At 59.7% G+C, this 15,309-nt stretch carries 18 protein-coding genes; 7 read left to right on the top strand and 11 right to left on the bottom strand.

Translation table 11 applies throughout. The features are described 5' to 3' along the window. Positions 1 to 4 precede the first annotated feature (4 nt). Complete coding sequence (locus tag AC07R1_RS03325; protein ID WP_065363887.1) at positions 5 to 637, top strand: cupin domain-containing protein; 633 nt, start codon at positions 5 to 7, stop codon at positions 635 to 637. 51 nt (positions 638 to 688) lie between these two features. Here the strand turns inward: AC07R1_RS03325 and AC07R1_RS03320 are convergent, their stop codons facing one another. Continuing rightward, positions 689 to 970, bottom strand: coding sequence for a hypothetical protein (locus AC07R1_RS03320; RefSeq protein WP_495110115.1), 282 nt, complete (start codon positions 968 to 970; stop codon positions 689 to 691). Between the two features lie 291 nt (positions 971 to 1,261). Here AC07R1_RS03320 and AC07R1_RS03315 point away from each other — a divergent pair, with 291 nt between their 5' ends. Continuing rightward, positions 1,262 to 3,670 (top strand): SIR2 family protein, encoded by a 2,409-nt coding sequence (locus AC07R1_RS03315; protein WP_495110114.1) that lies wholly within the window; start codon positions 1,262 to 1,264, stop codon positions 3,668 to 3,670. A gap of 112 nt (positions 3,671 to 3,782) precedes the next feature. Here the strand turns inward: AC07R1_RS03315 and AC07R1_RS03310 are convergent, their stop codons facing one another. Further along, positions 3,783 to 4,037, bottom strand: a complete 255-nt coding sequence (locus AC07R1_RS03310) for a DUF3077 domain-containing protein (RefSeq protein WP_495110113.1) — start codon at positions 4,035 to 4,037, stop codon at positions 3,783 to 3,785. 290 nt (positions 4,038 to 4,327) lie between these two features. On the opposite strand from AC07R1_RS03310, the gene AC07R1_RS03305 reads away from it, so the two are divergent. Continuing rightward, positions 4,328 to 5,005: a phytanoyl-CoA dioxygenase family protein gene (locus AC07R1_RS03305; protein ID WP_495110112.1), complete on the top strand. Its 678-nt coding sequence runs from the start codon at positions 4,328 to 4,330 to the stop codon at positions 5,003 to 5,005. A 15-nt stretch (positions 5,006 to 5,020) separates the two neighbouring features. On the opposite strand, the gene AC07R1_RS03300 is transcribed toward AC07R1_RS03305, so the two are convergent. The 4 genes from AC07R1_RS03300 to AC07R1_RS03285 form a co-directional block, all read right to left on the bottom strand. After that, a complete protein-coding gene (locus AC07R1_RS03300) occupies positions 5,021 to 5,593 on the bottom strand; it encodes a hypothetical protein (RefSeq protein ID WP_495110111.1) in 573 nt (190 codons plus the stop codon). Positions 5,594 to 5,679: 86 nt separating this feature from the next. Then, a complete protein-coding gene (locus AC07R1_RS03295) occupies positions 5,680 to 5,868 on the bottom strand; it encodes a hypothetical protein (protein WP_239692754.1) in 189 nt (62 codons plus the stop codon). A 2-nt stretch (positions 5,869 to 5,870) separates the two neighbouring features. Beyond that, the gene (locus tag AC07R1_RS03290; RefSeq protein ID WP_103407483.1) at positions 5,871 to 6,134 is read right to left on the bottom strand and encodes a hypothetical protein; all 264 of its coding nucleotides are present in this window, start codon (positions 6,132 to 6,134) and stop codon (positions 5,871 to 5,873) included. 348 nt (positions 6,135 to 6,482) lie between these two features. Then, positions 6,483 to 7,397, bottom strand: a complete 915-nt coding sequence (locus AC07R1_RS03285) for an SGNH/GDSL hydrolase family protein (protein ID WP_495110110.1) — start codon at positions 7,395 to 7,397, stop codon at positions 6,483 to 6,485. A gap of 234 nt (positions 7,398 to 7,631) precedes the next feature. Between AC07R1_RS03285 and AC07R1_RS03280 the strand changes: the two genes are divergently transcribed. Then, a complete protein-coding gene (locus tag AC07R1_RS03280; RefSeq protein ID WP_011060992.1) occupies positions 7,632 to 8,060 on the top strand; it encodes a hypothetical protein in 429 nt (142 codons plus the stop codon). 39 nt (positions 8,061 to 8,099) lie between these two features. On the opposite strand, the gene AC07R1_RS03275 is transcribed toward AC07R1_RS03280, so the two are convergent. Together AC07R1_RS03275 and AC07R1_RS03270 are read right to left on the bottom strand one after the other, a co-directional pair. Continuing rightward, positions 8,100 to 8,501, bottom strand: coding sequence for a hypothetical protein (locus tag AC07R1_RS03275; protein ID WP_401403241.1), 402 nt, complete (start codon positions 8,499 to 8,501; stop codon positions 8,100 to 8,102). 64 nt (positions 8,502 to 8,565) lie between these two features. Beyond that, positions 8,566 to 9,510 (bottom strand): helix-turn-helix transcriptional regulator, encoded by a 945-nt coding sequence (locus tag AC07R1_RS03270; RefSeq protein ID WP_047336585.1) that lies wholly within the window; start codon positions 9,508 to 9,510, stop codon positions 8,566 to 8,568. 178 nt (positions 9,511 to 9,688) lie between these two features. Here AC07R1_RS03270 and AC07R1_RS03265 point away from each other — a divergent pair, with 178 nt between their 5' ends. The 3 genes from AC07R1_RS03265 (at position 9,689) to AC07R1_RS03255 (ending at position 11,448) form a co-directional block, all read left to right on the top strand. Then, on the top strand, positions 9,689 to 10,117 hold the full coding sequence (locus AC07R1_RS03265; protein ID WP_495110109.1) for a hypothetical protein: 429 nt from the start codon (positions 9,689 to 9,691) through the stop codon (positions 10,115 to 10,117). 64 nt (positions 10,118 to 10,181) lie between these two features. Then, the gene (locus tag AC07R1_RS03260; RefSeq protein WP_011060988.1) at positions 10,182 to 10,802 is read left to right on the top strand and encodes a hypothetical protein; all 621 of its coding nucleotides are present in this window, start codon (positions 10,182 to 10,184) and stop codon (positions 10,800 to 10,802) included. Then, entirely contained in the window at positions 10,780 to 11,448 is a 669-nt protein-coding gene (locus tag AC07R1_RS03255; RefSeq protein ID WP_495110108.1) for a hypothetical protein, read from the top strand. Before AC07R1_RS03260 ends, AC07R1_RS03255 begins: the two co-directional genes overlap by 23 nt. Before the next feature lie 61 nt (positions 11,449 to 11,509). Here AC07R1_RS03255 and katG read toward each other — a convergent pair whose 3' ends face one another. The 3 genes from katG to AC07R1_RS03240 form a co-directional block, all read right to left on the bottom strand. Beyond that, positions 11,510 to 13,690, bottom strand: a complete 2,181-nt coding sequence (gene katG, locus AC07R1_RS03250) for a catalase/peroxidase HPI (RefSeq protein WP_495110107.1) — start codon at positions 13,688 to 13,690, stop codon at positions 11,510 to 11,512. Positions 13,691 to 13,904: 214 nt separating this feature from the next. After that, a complete protein-coding gene (locus AC07R1_RS03245; protein ID WP_495110106.1) occupies positions 13,905 to 14,504 on the bottom strand; it encodes an HD domain-containing protein in 600 nt (199 codons plus the stop codon). A gap of 118 nt (positions 14,505 to 14,622) precedes the next feature. Beyond that, positions 14,623 to 15,180 carry a helix-turn-helix domain-containing protein gene (locus AC07R1_RS03240; protein WP_493168366.1) on the bottom strand — a complete coding sequence of 186 codons (558 nt, stop codon included), beginning with the start codon at positions 15,178 to 15,180 and terminating at the stop codon, positions 14,623 to 14,625. Between the last annotated feature and the right edge of the window lie 129 nt (positions 15,181 to 15,309).

Raw genomic sequence — 15,309 nt, 5'->3', positions numbered from 1 at the left:
CGCCATGAACCAAAGCAGCAAGACGCCGCCCGCGAGCCGCCCTCCCGCACCGGAGCCCGGCAGCGACAACCAAGCCCCTGGCGGCCCACAGTTTCTTGGCACCCGCATCCGCGGCCTGCGCAAACGCCGCGGCCTGACCCTGAGCGAACTGGCGCAACAGAGCGAACTCACCGCCGGCTACATCAGCCAACTGGAACGCAACCTCGCCTACCCCTCCATCCCCGCCCTGTTCAACATCGCCCGCAGCCTGGGCGTGACCATCCAATGGTTCTTCGCCAGCGAAACCCAAACCGCACCCGAAGACCAAGGCTATGTGGTACGCAAAAAACAGCGGCTGCAGGTGAATTATGAGAACGGGATTATCGATCAGCTGTTGACCCCGCAACCGACCCGGCAGTTGGAGTTTTTGCACTCGCGGTTTCCGCCGGGGACCTACAGCAAGGAGAGTTATAGCCATGAGGGTGAGGAAGCCGGGTATGTGCTGTCGGGGAGCTTTGAGCTGTGGGTGGGTGAGCGGTATTTTCAGCTGAGTGAGGGGGATAGCTTTAGCTTTTCCAGCCAGGAGCCGCATAAGTATGGGAACCCAGGGGAGGAGGATGCGGTAGTGTTGTGGGTGATTACGCCGCCGACGTTTTGAGGCGAGCTACTGAGCGGAAGCGCAATGCACCGCTCTTTCGTTTACTGAAAACTAGCTGTCACGGGTTGGGAAGTAGAACTGTTGCCGCAACCATTCGCTGAACTGGGCCGCGGTCAGCGGAGCGTGGTGCTCGCCCATCTCATTCCAGGCGCGGTTAATCATGTGTTCCCAGTTTCGGGCGACGTCTATGAGTGGCGCTGCTGCTCCCCAGAAGTGTCCGGCCTCCAATGTTGCTCTTGCTCGACCGCTCAGTTCAGCGAGGGTGGTGGCGCCCTCCAGATAGCGCCGCCCGGCCCCTAGCAGTTTTCTGAACTCGACGATTTCGACGGTCATACCTTGCCCCTTAGACAGAACGCTTAGATAAGCAGCTTAAAGAGATGACACGGAGGATAGCCCTACTCTCGTCATTTCATCCGTGGTCTAGCATGTTCATGTGCACTGGTAGAGACTGCTTCCGACCGGAGGCAATCACTCAAATGCGTCTATGAACCTCGGGCGAGTCACAAGCAAGCTGGCTCCATGAGGCCATTTACATCCGACCTTAGTTGAAATTGACTCGGTGATGGCTTAGTGAAACTATGGAACTTTACGCATATTTCCAACCAAATCATTGAGAGACAACAGATGGATCTGACCGAAGCAATTAAGCACGCCATAGATGGAAACGCAGTTTTATTTACGGGTTCTGGCTTTTCTTACGGGTCACAAAACCTTGAAAAGAAATCGCCAATGAACGGCAGGGATTTTGCTAAATTTCTTTTTTCAGAGTGTGCTGTAAACGATGCAGACGATAATTTAGCCCTAGCATCTCAGCTTTACGTACAAAAATACGGCGCTGCAAAGCTGGCAGAATTATGTAGAAATACATTCTCCATTAGAGCGCCTGCCGAACATCACATTGAGATAATGAAGCTTCCTTGGCAGCGTATATACACGACAAACTACGATGACCTACTCGAAAAAAGCTCAGCTGAAAACGCTAAGTCGTTAGTCCCACTGACGCTGGAGGACCTACCAGAGAAATATATTTCCAGCGCCAGAATTTGCTTGCACGTAAATGGATTCATAAACAAACTCTCCGTATTGGATTTGGCTGGCGGTTTTAAACTGACCGCAGGGAGTTACCTTTCCGACGGACTAACCGGATCGAATTGGGCGGGTGTTTTGCGCCAGGATGTTCGGCTGGCACGGGCGGTAATATTCATTGGCTACTCCATGTACGACTTGGATATCCAACGACTATTTCACGCCGAAGACATTAAGCATAAAACAATATTTATAACCTCCCCTGCGCCGTCTAGCACGGACCAAATAATGTTACCTTTATTTGGCAATGTGCTACCGATTGGAATTCAGCAACTAGCCAACTCCATCGCCACAGAATCTCTCACATACTCCAGAAGCAAGAGCAAAAATGTTTTCATTGCACTAGAAAAAATCGCTGCTCCTTCATTATCTAGGCAGCCGAATAACGCAGATGTTGAAAAACTATTCTTATATGGCCAGATAGAACAGGCGCTGCTTTCCCCCACTAACGAGGATGGCAATTCTAGAAAATACACTATTGATCGCCTTTCCAGCACCCACATATCTGAAGTTTTAAAAACCACAGAAGACATTGTATTAGTAAGCGACCTCGGAAATGGCAAAACTGTTGCGCTTGAGCAATTATCGCAAAATCTTGCCGGCTTGGGATGGAATGTATATAGATTCACTTCAGACACAAAGAACTCTAGACAAGAAGCGATTCAGTTACTGGACCTCCCAGGTAACACAGCATTAATTATTGATAACTATGTTCCATACCTTGATTTTATCGATTTTGTTTCTATCCGACGGACAGGTAAAAACTTCAGATTTATACTTACCGGGCGATCTCACGTACACGAAGCATTCAGGGATCGTTTAGAAAACTCTTTGCGTGTTACGACATTTGCCGAAATCGATCTAAATAGGCTAAACAGAAGTGAAGTCAACGATATCGTTGAACTTATTGACAGCTACGGTCTCTGGGCAGAGTTTTCGGCATTTAGCGATATAGAAAAACTAAACATCGTGAGAGCTGGCTGCGATGGACAACTACATCAACTGCTATTAAAAATCTATAACTCACCACACATATCCGAAAAAATCTCATCACTATTTCTACAATTGCCTAGTCATTTACGCAGAATTGCAATTGCAGTATTCATACTGAAAGGCAGTGGATTATCGAGCGACAGAAGCATCCTTAACGAGCTTTTAAAAGACGCACCATTAATTCGCCTATCAAATACCGACAGAGAAAGCGTCCAGTTCCTTTGGGATGACTCAACCGGACACATCAGATTGAAATCTTCTGTTCTGGCTGAGTACTACCTCACTAAACTAGCGGACGCCTCAGTAGTTGTAGAAATCTTACTGGAAATGTTTTTACAAGCACTAAAACTGCGCAATCAATCTCCGGAGTACGATTACTTCATGCGCAGTATTATGAGTTTCAGCGCACTACAGAAACTCTTGCCAAAAAACGGATTGCGCGGCGCAACAATTAAATTCTATGAAGCTATTCAAAGTACAGAATTTACAAACAGAAACCCTCATTACTGGCTTCAATATGCTATCGCCCGACTGTCCTTCGAGGATGACCTAGACGAAATCGCTCCATACTTCAAATCTTCGTACGCACTTGCCAAAAACATAAATTACGACACTTATCAAATCGACAACCACTACGCTAGATTCCTAATGGTTAAAGCAACAAGAGAGAAAAACTACGAACTCGCATACAATTTGTATCTAGAATCGAAAGCATTACTGACCAAACAAATGCTACACGAGAAAAAGCACTACCCATACAGAGTAGCCGCTTCAATAAACGAGTTTGTACGAATGCATCAGCCAGAAATAACTCCACACCACCGTATCGAAATCTTGAACTACAGTAGAGATGTGATAAATAGAATTGCTCAGTTGCCGCCAGAAGTACGCCGACACAAACATGTAACGACATGTTTGACGTCGCTACAATCTGTAATTTCTGAGCTTTCCTAAAACTCAGATATTAGTGGAGGTAATAGTTTAACTATTACCTCCACCGTCTGTAGCTTATTTTTTCAGAGAACAGCTTCAAGTCAAACTTTCACCATTAACCAAAACTTCCCCCTCACAGCCCCACATCATCAATCACCGCCTTCCCCATCTCCGCCAAAAAATACGCAGCCCACGCATACCGCTCCCCCTGCTCTTCCATAGCCGCATCCAACGCTAACTTCTTGGCGTAGTACAACAACGTCGAAGCCTGCTCCAACGCCTGCTGCAAAGGCACATCCGCATTGACGCGAAACAACGTTAGTTCAGGATCGGCACATTGGCCAAAGGTGACAAAACCTTGGGTTTTGATGGAGTTTGAATGGCTCATCGTGCACCTCCTGCCAGGGTCTGGCAGCAGAGGCTTTTAAGCGGAGGAAGGCGAAAGGAACAGCAGCAAAATTCAGACAGATTACCGGCAGACATGATTGAAACTCCCTGATCAACAATGTGCCTGCATCTGATCGGGTTCTCAGGCCCGGTCGCTGATTTTGCAGCGACCGCAGCAGACTAGGCGCTCTGCTCTGTGTCCGGCAACCGCTAAACCGTAGCCGGTTATGTCGCTCGGATTAGCGAGCCGTTATGCTCTCCCCCACCCCGGATAAGGACATCTGCCCCCCCATGATCGACCGCGAACAGCTCCATCAAAACGGTTACCAGTTGCTGCGTCAGGCAGTACCCGCCGACTGGCTGGATGAGCTGCGGGCCACGTTCGAGGCGGGGGTGATTGGGCCCGAGCAATGGCCGGTGCCTCGGGGGCCGGACTGGCGGCATGCGCTGGTGGATCTGGATGCACGGGTGCAGGCGGTGTGTCGCTTGCCGGCGCTGTTGGCGGTGGCCGGGGAGTTGATCGGGGAAGGCTTTTTTCTGGCGCAGGTGGAGGGCCGCGAGCCGTTGGCGGGGGGCGGTCATCAGGTATTGCACCGGGATCTGTCGGAGCAGCGCCTCGGTGACCGGGTCACGGCGCTGGTCTATCTCGATGACTATGGGCCGGCCAATGGCGCGACGCGCATCGTGCCCGGCAGTCATCGCCCCGGGGAGCAGTTGGCGCCCTTTGATTTCAGTGATGAATCCCGGGTGGTGCATCTGGCGGGTAATGCGGGGGACGTGCTGCTGTTCGATGCCGATCTGGTGCATGGGGCCTGCCGCAACCGCAGTGGCGCGCGCCGGCGTTCGCTGCTGATCAGTTATTCTGCCGAGTCGCTGTACGCCAGCCAGCAGCAAACCGCGAGCCTGCGCAATGTTCAGATGGACACCCGCGAGCGCTTCGATCCCAAGGATTTTGCCCTCGTGGGCTGAGGGCTCGCCCCCTTCTTATGAACTCTGGATGATCAGGACTCCGGCCGTCAGGTCTTCGTCATCAATGCCTTGCTTCAATAGCAGATAGCCGGTTCCGCCGACCAAAATGCCCTTGTGCCCTGGAACTGCCCTATTCAACCGGGAGTTGTTGATCTGCAGCACATAGTTCAAGCCTGGGCGTGCCTCTTGACCCTGAATCCAGGCGGGTATTCCGGCGATCTTGGCCAGGCCGTTTTCGTCGCTGTCCTGCCCCGGATTTTCAACCACTTCGATTCGCCGCGCCGGGGTGATGGGCTGTCCGTAACCATCCACCTGTCGCCGCGCGGGCCTGTAGGCCAGCACCTTGCCGCCCTGTTGCATGGCTTGGTCGATGTAGGTGTCGCTGACGATTGAGTAAGGCGTAAACAGCGAAACCACCAACTCGTCATTCAATTGCATGCCTGCGAGGTATCGATTGATAAAGCTGGCCGGCAGACTGGCAAGGTGCAGCAAGGGGGCGCCCATCGAGTCGGTGGGCCAAGGGATGGACTCAGGCAGGTAGGGGTTGCCGCCGAGGTAGGCGGAGTCCTGGTCAGGGTCTTCGTGCAAAAACACTAGTTCGTTAAACAGGGTCTGTTCCTCTCAGGTGTGCAGTTGCCCAGGTGGTTGCGTGGGCGCTGGTCTTGGGGCTGCTTTCAGTCGGCAAGGCGGCTGGCCAAACGTTGCAGTGCCAGGGCCAGTTCCAGGGCCTGTTCCGCCGTCAGTTCCACCGGGTCGTTGTGCGGGCTGATGGCCTTGAGATGAATGGCACTGCCCTGCTCTATCCATAGGCGCACGTCGCCTTCGCTGCTCTCGAAATAATCCGTTGTGCGATCAATCGGCATGTTCATTCACCTTGTGCGTGGGCGCTGGCCAGTTCCAGCAGGCGGGTGAAGTCGGCGATGGCGAAATACAGGTCATCGCGGGTGTCGCCGTCCCAGTCTTCGACGGCTTCCCTGTCTGCCTTGAGTGAGGCGATGCGGGTTTTGATCTCGGCGATTTCCGCCGCGCCGCACTGGGTGGCGATGGCCTCCCAGCGTTCCTGGGGAATGTTTTGCTGGATCGACAGCCCGGCTTGGGCTTGGGCGATCAGTGCGGTGAGTTGGCTCATGGGGTATTCGTCCTGAAAATGTAGCCTTTGAATCGGGGCGCGATCGCGGGCTGGAATGTGCAGAGGCGCAGCTTGTGCGTCAGGCGCTTTGAGGCGGGTCACTTTATCGCGTTCAAGCCCAAACAACGACCTCAAGAATGGAGCCAAGCCCATGTCCGCCATACCACTGGAGAACTCGTTGCCGGCGTCTCCCCCCAAGGTGCCGACAAGGTCACATGTCGCTAAGCGTCCTGTGAACGCAGCGTGCTGTTCTCAACGACAAGGGCAAGGATGTCCGAGCAACGACCATGACAATGCTTGGCGCTCATAGCCGGGCAGTGCTGACCGGCTATGGGCGGATAGCGAACCTCAACGGCTCGCTTTCAGCATTTCAAGCATCGCCTCGGCGGCCAGGCTGTGGACTTTGCGGGTCGGGTGCCATTCATCCCAGTAGTAATGGGCATCCGGATCCGTACACACGGGTTTGACGTCCGGGTAGGTGGCTTGGCACGGGGTATCCAGATCCTTCAGGCCCGCCACCTCGGGTGCCGCGCGAAGCGCGTTGCTGAAGGCCAGGTGGTCGAAGTAGCCAATGCTCACGTGATGGGTGTTAGCCAGTGTTGTCAGCACGGCGGGCAGTTTTTGTTCGAGTATCTGCTGGTATTGCGTTGCGTTCTTGACTTGATTGCCCTGCACCACAGCCGGCACATGGCTCAAATCCGTGGTCCCCACCACCATCAGGTGCTTCGCCCCTGCGGCGATCAGCGTCTCGGTGCTCTTCTGTATGTTCGCCACGCTGTTCTGGCCAAGCACGTCGATCGTTTCTGGGTGCGCGAAGTCGGCCCATTCAAAAAAGTCGTTGGCTGAGATGAAAATGAAATACAGCGCATCCGGATCCGCTTTGTGTGTTTTAGCGGCTTTCAGGTGATCGGCGATTTGGCCGAAAACCCCAGTGTCGCGAGAGGGCTGCATCCAGGCGTAGTAGTTGCCGTTGCCGCTTTTGGCGCCGCCAATGGCGTAGTCGGTCAAGGGGATTTTCAAGGCCTGCGCCAAGTGCTCGACCGCGGTGGGACCATTGCTCCAGCGTCCCTGCCAATACAGCGAACCGGGCAGCTCCTGTGCATCTTTGACCTTCTGCGCGGCCATGGTTTTGGTGAAGGTTTCACCCGCGCCATTGTCAGAGTAGCTGTCACCGAACGCATAGAGATGATCGTGGCCCGGGCCGCCAAAGGCGGTTGCGGCAGTCATGGTCAATAGAGCGGCCAAGCAAGCGCGTCGAATCATTGAAAGTCTCCCGGGTGGTGCTCTTAGACTACCGGTGGCGACGTTTTGCCTCGCCACGCTTGCGACCTGTATTTAGCCGAGGGCGCAAAGAGTGTGCTGTTCGCGACAGGTCGGTGGCGGGTGAGTCCTGCGTGTGCGCCGTTTTTTTTATCCCGCCTGTTGCCTTGGGTGCTTGGCAGCGCCGCCCGGGTCGGCTTCAATAAACGCCCTTTTTCATGTTCAGGAGCTAGAAGGATGCAGCTTTATTACCGCTGGGCGGCCGCTTGGGTCATGGCGTGGGTACTGGGAACCGGGCTGGCCCAGGCCGAGGAACGGCCACAGGTGGCGGACAAGATCCTGGCCTACACCGGGCCGCATGGGGTGAAGGTCTGGACCTTGCGCATCGGTGAGCGCAGCGCCAATCAGGCGCTGGTGCAGGTGGAAGACGCCGACCATGACTGGAACATGCGCATTCAGAAAATGAACGTGGAGCAAACCGACCGCGACACCCGTTACTTCACTCAGGTGGACGGGCAGAAGTTCGTGGTGCTGCTGCTTCAGGAAGGCTATGGCGAGTTGCATCTGCCGGGTGAGGCCAAGCCGCTGAAGGTGGGTTATGACAGCAACCTGTCCAGCTATGGCGATGCCCAGGCGTTTCTCAATGAGTACCTCAAGGCGAAGTAAAGCGTCGGGCGGCCGCGACCGCTCTGCGACAACGCCTCCCTAGCGAGGCGTTGTCGTTTTTCCCCGTGTGCATCCCTCTCGACGCAGATCAAACCGGTCCTGGTTCATGACGCTGAGGGCCCCGGCCATCAGGTCTTCGTCATCAATGCCTTGCTTCAATAGCAGGTAGCAGGCTCCACCGACCAAAATGCCCTTGTGCTCTTGAGCGGCCCTGTTCAGCCGGGAGTTGTTGATCTGCAGCACATAGTTCAAGCCTGGGCGTGTCTCTTGACCCTGAATCCAGGCGGGTATTCCGGCGATCTTGGCCAGGCCGTTTTCGTCGCTGTCCTGCCCTGGATTTTCAACCACTTCGATTCGCCGCGCCGGGGTGATGGGCTGTCCGTAACCATCCACCTGTCGCGCCGCGGGTCTGTAGGCCAGCACCTTGCCACCCTCTTGCATGGCTTGATCGATGTAGGTATCGCTGACGATCGAGTAAGGCGTAAGGGGCTGGGGTGCGCCTGCGCTAGCCTTCCGCGCCGGGCGGATGGCCAAAGTGGGCCTTGTAGGCGTGGTTGAAATTGGCCGGATTGGCGTAGCCCAGGCGGTAGGCGATCTGCGCCACGTGCCATTTGCGCTGACGCAACAGAGTGCGTGCCAGCTCCATGCGTTGGCGCCGCACATACTGCAGCATCGACTGGCCGAATACCTGGGCAAAGGCGCGGCGCAGGGTGGTCTCTCCTACCCCCAGTTGCTGGGCCAACGCCTGGCTGCCGGGCGGGTCCAGCAGGTGGGCGTCGAGCTGGCGGCGGGCTTCGTGGGCCAGGTCCAGTTGCCCCCGCACCGTGGGCGCCGCAGGGCGCTGGCCCTGGAGGTGCACCGCCAGTTCCACCAGCACCGCCAGGCTCAGGCTTTCCTGGTGCAGGCGTTGCAGGGCGCCCTGGTACGGCGCTTGGTAGAGCCGCTCCAGCAAGCTGCCCAGCGCCCGGCAGCGTTGAAACTGGCGAAAGCGGATGCCGTCGTCCAGCAGGCCGAGCAAGGGCTGCAGCGTCGGGTCTTCCTCGGCCAGTTCCCGCAGATAGCTACCGGCGATACGCAGGCCGGCCATGCGCGCGTGGCTGCCGGCGGGCATCTGGTCCAGCGCTTCCATGGTTTCGCTCAGGCCCAGGGCCTGGGGCGCGCCGGGGGTGTAGTGGTGGAGCTGGCCGTCGATCCGGTGCTGCCATTGCCCGGCCAGCACCTGGACGATGCACAGGCTGTCGGGCAATACCTTGTGGATGCGCAGCGGATCGGGGAATTGCAGGTTGCAGTCGAAGTACTGCAAGTGCGGGCGCACGGTGCGGGCGCGGTAGTGGCCGACGGCGCTGCCCATCACCCGCCGGGCACTGGGGTCGAACACCCCGGCGCGGGCCAGGCCAACCGGCCGGTCGAAGCAGAATTGTGTATCGAGGTAGGGGTTCCAGCATTCCATCGGCAAAGCGGGTCCATGGGGGTGGTTGCTACGGCGGCCAATGGTAACTCACTCACACTTTGCGCAGCGGTGGTTGTGAGCGTCGGAATTTTTCTTGTGAATGACGGCCAAAGCGCTTGGCAGGGCAGCAGGTGCCGACTTCAATGAACGGCTTTTTCAGATGTCAGGAGTGTGAACAATGCAGCTTTATTGCAGATGGGCGGCCGTGTGGGCCATGGCGCTGGCCTTGATAACCGGCCTGGCCCAAGCCGATGAACGGCCCCCGGTGGCGGATAAGCTGGCGGCCTATGTCGGCCAGCAGGGGGTGAAGGTCTGGACCTTGCGCATCGGTGAGCGCAGTGAGCATCAGGCCCTGGTGCAGGTTGAGGACGTGGATCACGACTGGAACCTGCGCATCCAGAAAATGGCCGTGGAAAAGACCGCAAAGGATACCCGCTACGCCACGACCGTCGACGGGCAGAAATTCGTGGTGCTGGTGCTCCAGGAGGGTTGGGGCGAGCTGTACCTGCCGGGTGAAGCCGCGCCGGTGCGGGTGCGCTATGACGAGAACCTGTCGAGCCAGGGCGATGCCCAGGCGTTCCTTACCGACTATCTCAAGGCCCGGTAAGCCCTGGGAGCGCCGGCACCCAGGCGCTCGGCCGCTTTGTTTTCTGTGAATCAAGGACTTGTTTATGACTTCATCGCTGCAACCCGATGCATCCCGCGACGCTCAGCGCGAACAGGTGATCGCCCAGCTCCAACAGGTGATCCAGCGTGTGCCCGAGCAGAGCGAATTCACCAACACGCGCCGCTATCAATTGCTGGGCCCGCTGTTCACGCTGATTTCGCTGGGCATGCTGGCCTGGGGTATCCAGCAGGGCAAGACCGGCATGTTGCTCTGCGGGCTGTTTCTGTCCGCGTTGTTCGCCCTGGTGACCTGGCAGCATCGCCACGCCGGCCAGCATGCCTTCATGCGGTTGACCCGGCGCCAGCTGTTCGTGGATTCCCTGAGCGCACCGGTCAACCTGACGGACGTGGTGGATGTCCATGTCAAGGATGAGGGGCTGCTGACCCTGCAGCAGCTGACCCTGCGCCCGGGCAGCCCGCTGCCGACCCACAGGCCCGTGCGCCAGGTGTTCGGCAACCAGGCCATGGCGCTCAAGAGCCCCGAACCTCACATTCGCATTCATTCCGCCGGGTTGATGAGCGGGGGGCGCAAACTGGCCATCGATGACATTGCCGCGCTGTTGGACGCCTACTGCCAGGCGGCCAATGCACAGCAACAGCTGGATGAGTTGCAAGGCCGTGGATAACGCCGAAAAAGAAGCCTTGTTGCTGCAACTGCAGGCCGATGCCGACGGCCCCCGGCGCCGCTGCGAGATTCGCGAGCGCTCCCTTGGGCAAGCGGTCATGCTGGCCCTGCTCTCGCTGCTGCTGGTGCTGTTGGGCGGCTGGCTGGCCAGCCTGCCTTCGGCCTGGCAGTTGCGCTCTGCCCAGCTGTGGTTCTGGCTGCCCGGGGCGCTGATGCTGGGCGCCGGGCTTGTGGGCCTGGCGGCGGCCGAAGCCCTGCGTCGGCGGCATGGCCAGCAGGTGCTGGCGCTGACCCCCGACACCCTGCAGTTCGCCAATGCGCCCGACCCCACTCCCTGGGTGTGTTTCGATGGTTTCGAACTGGAGCAGCGCTACCTGAGCCTGGGGGTGGTGTTCTCGGTGATCGCCGGTAGCCGTGCGCCGGCCCTGGCGCCAGCCTGCTTCAAGTCCCTGGCCGCGCCCCATGCCTGGCCAGTGGCCGCGGGCATGCGCGTGCGGTTGTGGCTGTTCAACCCAATGCTCGATGGCCAGCGCCTGGATTTCCAAGCCCTGACCGACCTGCTCTACGCCTACCTGAATGCGGCCCAGGCCCGCAGCACCCTGGGCCAACTGTTCCCGGAGGTGCAACGGGTGGGGGCAACGCAGTAGCCGGGCCAGTAAAAACGCCTCCCTAGGGAGGCGTTGTCGTATTACCCGGTTTGCTCCCCTTTTAGCGCAGATCGAACCGGTCCAGGTTCATCACCTTGTCCCAGGCCGCCACAAAGTCCTTCACGAACTGCTCACCCGCATCCGCCGCTGCATACACCTCGGCCAGGGCCCGCAGTTGCGAGTTTGAACCCAGCAGCAGGTCGACCCGAGTACCGCTCCATTTGTATTGCCCCGTGGCGCGGTCGCTGCCTTCGTACAGGTCGCGGGCCTCGGACTGGGGTTTCCATTGGGTGCCCATGTCCAGCAGGTTGACGAAGAAGTCATTGCTCAAGGTGCCCGGGCGCGCGGTGAATACGCCGTGGGGCGATTGCCCGACATTGGCCCCCAGCACCCGCAGGCCGCCCAGCAGCACGGTCAGTTGCGGGGCGGTCAGGGTCAGCAGTTGCGCTCTGTCCACCAGCAGGGCTTCGGCGGTGACGCCGCTGATCGGCTTGAGGTAGTTGCGAAAGCCATCGGCCACGGGTTCCAGCACGGCGAAGGATTCGACGTCGGTCTGTTCCTGGCTGGCATCCATGCGCCCCGGGGCGAAGGGCACGCTGATGCTGTAGCCGGCATTTTTCGCCGCCAGTTCCACCGCCGCGCAACCGCCGAGGACGATCAGGTCGGCCAGGGATACGCGCTTGCCACCCGTCTGCGAGCTGTTGAAGGCGCTCTGTACCCCTTCCAGGGCGCGCAGCACCTGGGCCAGTTGCTGCGGTTGGTTGACCTCCCAGTCCTTCTGCGGGGCCAGGCGAATCCGTGCGCCGTTGGCGCCGCCGCGCTTGTCCGAGCCGCGGAAGGTCGAGGCCGAGGCCCAGGCGGTGGACACCAGTTGCGCCACGGACAGGCCGGAATTGAGGATCTGGCCCTTGAGCTGCTGGATGTCCTGGGCGTCGATCAGCGGGTGGTTCACCGCCGGAATCGGGTCTTGCCAGATCAGTTCCTCGGCCGGCACTTCCGGGCCCAGGTAGCGGGCGCGCGGGCCCATGTCACGGTGGGTGAGTTTGAACCAGGCCCGGGAGAAGGCTTCGGCCAGTTGCTCGGGGTGCTCATGGAAGCGCCGGGAGATCGCCTCGTAGGCCGGGTCGAAGCGCAACGACAGGTCGGTGGTGAGCATCGACGGGGGGCGGCGTTTGTTCGGGTCGTGGGGGTCGGGCACGCTGTCGGCCCCGGCGCCGGCTTTGGGCCGCCACTGGTGGGCGCCGGCGGGGCTGGTGGTCAGTTCCCATTCGAAGCCGAACAGGTGGTCGAAGAAGTCATTGCTCCAGCGGGTCGGGGTGGTGGTCCAGATCACTTCCAGGCCGCTGGTGATGGCGTCGCCACCGACGCCTGTGCCGAAGCTGCTTTTCCAGCCCAGGCCCTGCTCTTCCAGGCCGGCGGCTTCCGGTTCCGGGCCGACGTGGCTCGCCGGGCCGGCGCCGTGGGTCTTGCCGAAGGTATGGCCACCGGCGATCAGGGCCACGGTTTCTTCATCGTTCATGGCCATGCGGGCGAAGGTTTCGCGGATGTCCCGGGCCGCCGCCAGCGGGTCGGGGTTGCCGTTGGGGCCTTCCGGGTTGACGTAGATCAGGCCCATCTGCACCGCCCCCAGGGGATTCTCCAGCTCGCGGTCGCCGCTGTAGCGCTGGTCGCCGAGCCAGGTGGTTTCGCTGCCCCAGTAGACGTTGTCTTCCGGCTCCCAGACGTCCTGGCGGCCACCGGCAAAGCCGAAGGTTTTAAAACCCATGGACTCCAGGGCGACGTTGCCGGTGAGGATGATCAGGTCGGCCCAGGAGATCTTGCGCCCGTACTTCTGCTTGATCGGCCAGATCAGCCGCCGCGCCTTGTCCAGGCTGACGTTGTCCGGCCAGCTGTTGAGCGGGGCGAAGCGCTGCTGCCCGCCCCCGGCGCCGCCACGGCCATCGGCGATGCGGTAGGTGCCGGCGCTGTGCCAGGCCATACGGATGAACAGCGGGCCGTAGTGGCCGAAATCCGCCGGCCACCAGGGTTGGGAGTCGGTCATCAACGCCTGCAGGTCGCGCTTCACCGCGGCCAGGTCCAGGCTGTTGAATTCGGCGGCGTAGTCGAAGTCCTCGGCCATGGGGTCGGACAGCGGCGAGTGCTGGTGGAGGATCTTCAGGTTCAGTTGGCCGGGCCACCAGTCGCGGTTGCTGGTGCCTTCGCCGGCGGTGTGTTTGAACGGACACTTGGATTCGTTGGACATGGGACTCTCCTTCGGTCATCCCTACCCGGCTGCTCGATATGGGCCCGAGGCTGGACGTGCGTATGAAAAGCGTAGTGAACGGCAAGCGAAGGTAAAAATAGACCCGCTTGATGACCCTGGCAGAAAAAAACCATGATGCCTGCAAGGTTTCTGCGCGGGGCGCCCTGCCCCCTGGGAACCTGCCCCGGATCTGGCGAGCGGCGCCCAGGCTTGTTTAGCGCAGCCGATGCTGAACCGCGGCCTGAGCCTGGGCGTCCAGGCGGCGCTGGGTGTCGGCATCGATCTGCTGGCGCAGAGCCTGGAACAGCGGGCTGGCATCGGTGTAGCGGCGGCCGTAGCCGAGGTTGAAGCGGTAGTCGAAACCCGCCGGGTTCTGGCCCTGGGTGTGTTGCAGCAGGGTTTCCAGCTTGTCCAGGGCCTTGACCGCGCGCGCCTCGGTGCTGGCGGCGCCTTCGTATTCATCCCACAGGTCCAGCAGGCGTTGGCGGGCCGGGGCGTCCAGGGCTCGGGCCAGCAGTTGCAGGTCCGCGCGCTCCTGCTGGCTCTTGTCCGGGTGGGCAGCCTGGGCCACCGCCGGGATGTCGCCGTGAATGGCCTCCCCCAGGTCGTGGACGATGCACAGCTTCAGCACCCGCAGCAGGTCCAGGTCCCCCAGTTGGTCTTCGAACAGCAGCGCCATCAGGCACAGGCGCCAGCTGTGCTCGGCCGTGCTTTCCTGGCGGCCGCTGGAGGTGTGGGCGCTGCGCAGCACGTCCTTGAGTTTTTCCGCTTCACGGAGAAAGTCGAGACGGCCGCTGAGAAGTTCACTGTTCATGGAAAGACCTGCGCGGGTGGGCAAAACACAGCCGGCACTGAAAGGCGGCGAGCGATGGCCAACCAGACTAGCCAAGGGGTGCTGCCGGGGCCACGGATAAAATATCCGTGGCGCCGTTTCAGAGGGTTTCCACCAGCCGCACGGCGTTGCCGTCGGACAGGTTGAGGCGGGTCCAACGGCACTGGCTGGGGGCGATGGGCACGATGGCCGAATCGTTGTGGCCGCTGAAAAATTCCAGGGACGGCGGCGCCAGCACCTCGCGCCAGCCCAGGTCATCCAGGGCGGCTTCCTTACGCACGATTTCCTCGGTGCAGAAGCCCCATAGGGAGTGCCCCAGCAGCTCGCTCAAGGGCACGCCGAACTGCCCGGCGCGGGTGGCGGAACAGGCCAGCAGGCGGTGGGTCAGGTCGCACACCAGGTGCACGGCGCGCGGGCTGTCGTTCACCAGCCGCGCCAGGGCCTGATCGGCGGCGGCGCTGAGGTTGGCCGCCAGCAGTTGTTCCAGGCGCGCACGCTCTGCCGGCTCCATGGCTTGCCGGCCGTTTTCCCAACGGGAAATGCTCGACTGCGCCACGCCGAACAGTTCGGCGGCGTGCTGCTGCTTGACCCGGTGCAACAGGCGCCAGCGCCTGAGGGCCAGGCCCAGATGGGGGGAGGTGAACGGGGCTGCGGGCATGGAATAAGTGATAGGGGTAAAGGGGCCGACAGTTTCGCAGCCCCGGCGCTTGACGGGCAACTGGCGCTGACCCACGCCATTCACCCGGCCTGCCACAAGTTGCTGGACAGCGCGGCCAAAGCCACGAAA

Source organism: Pseudomonas sp. GW821-FHT07F01, from assembly GCF_059418825.1.
This window is presented reverse-complemented; position numbering and strand designations above follow the sequence as displayed.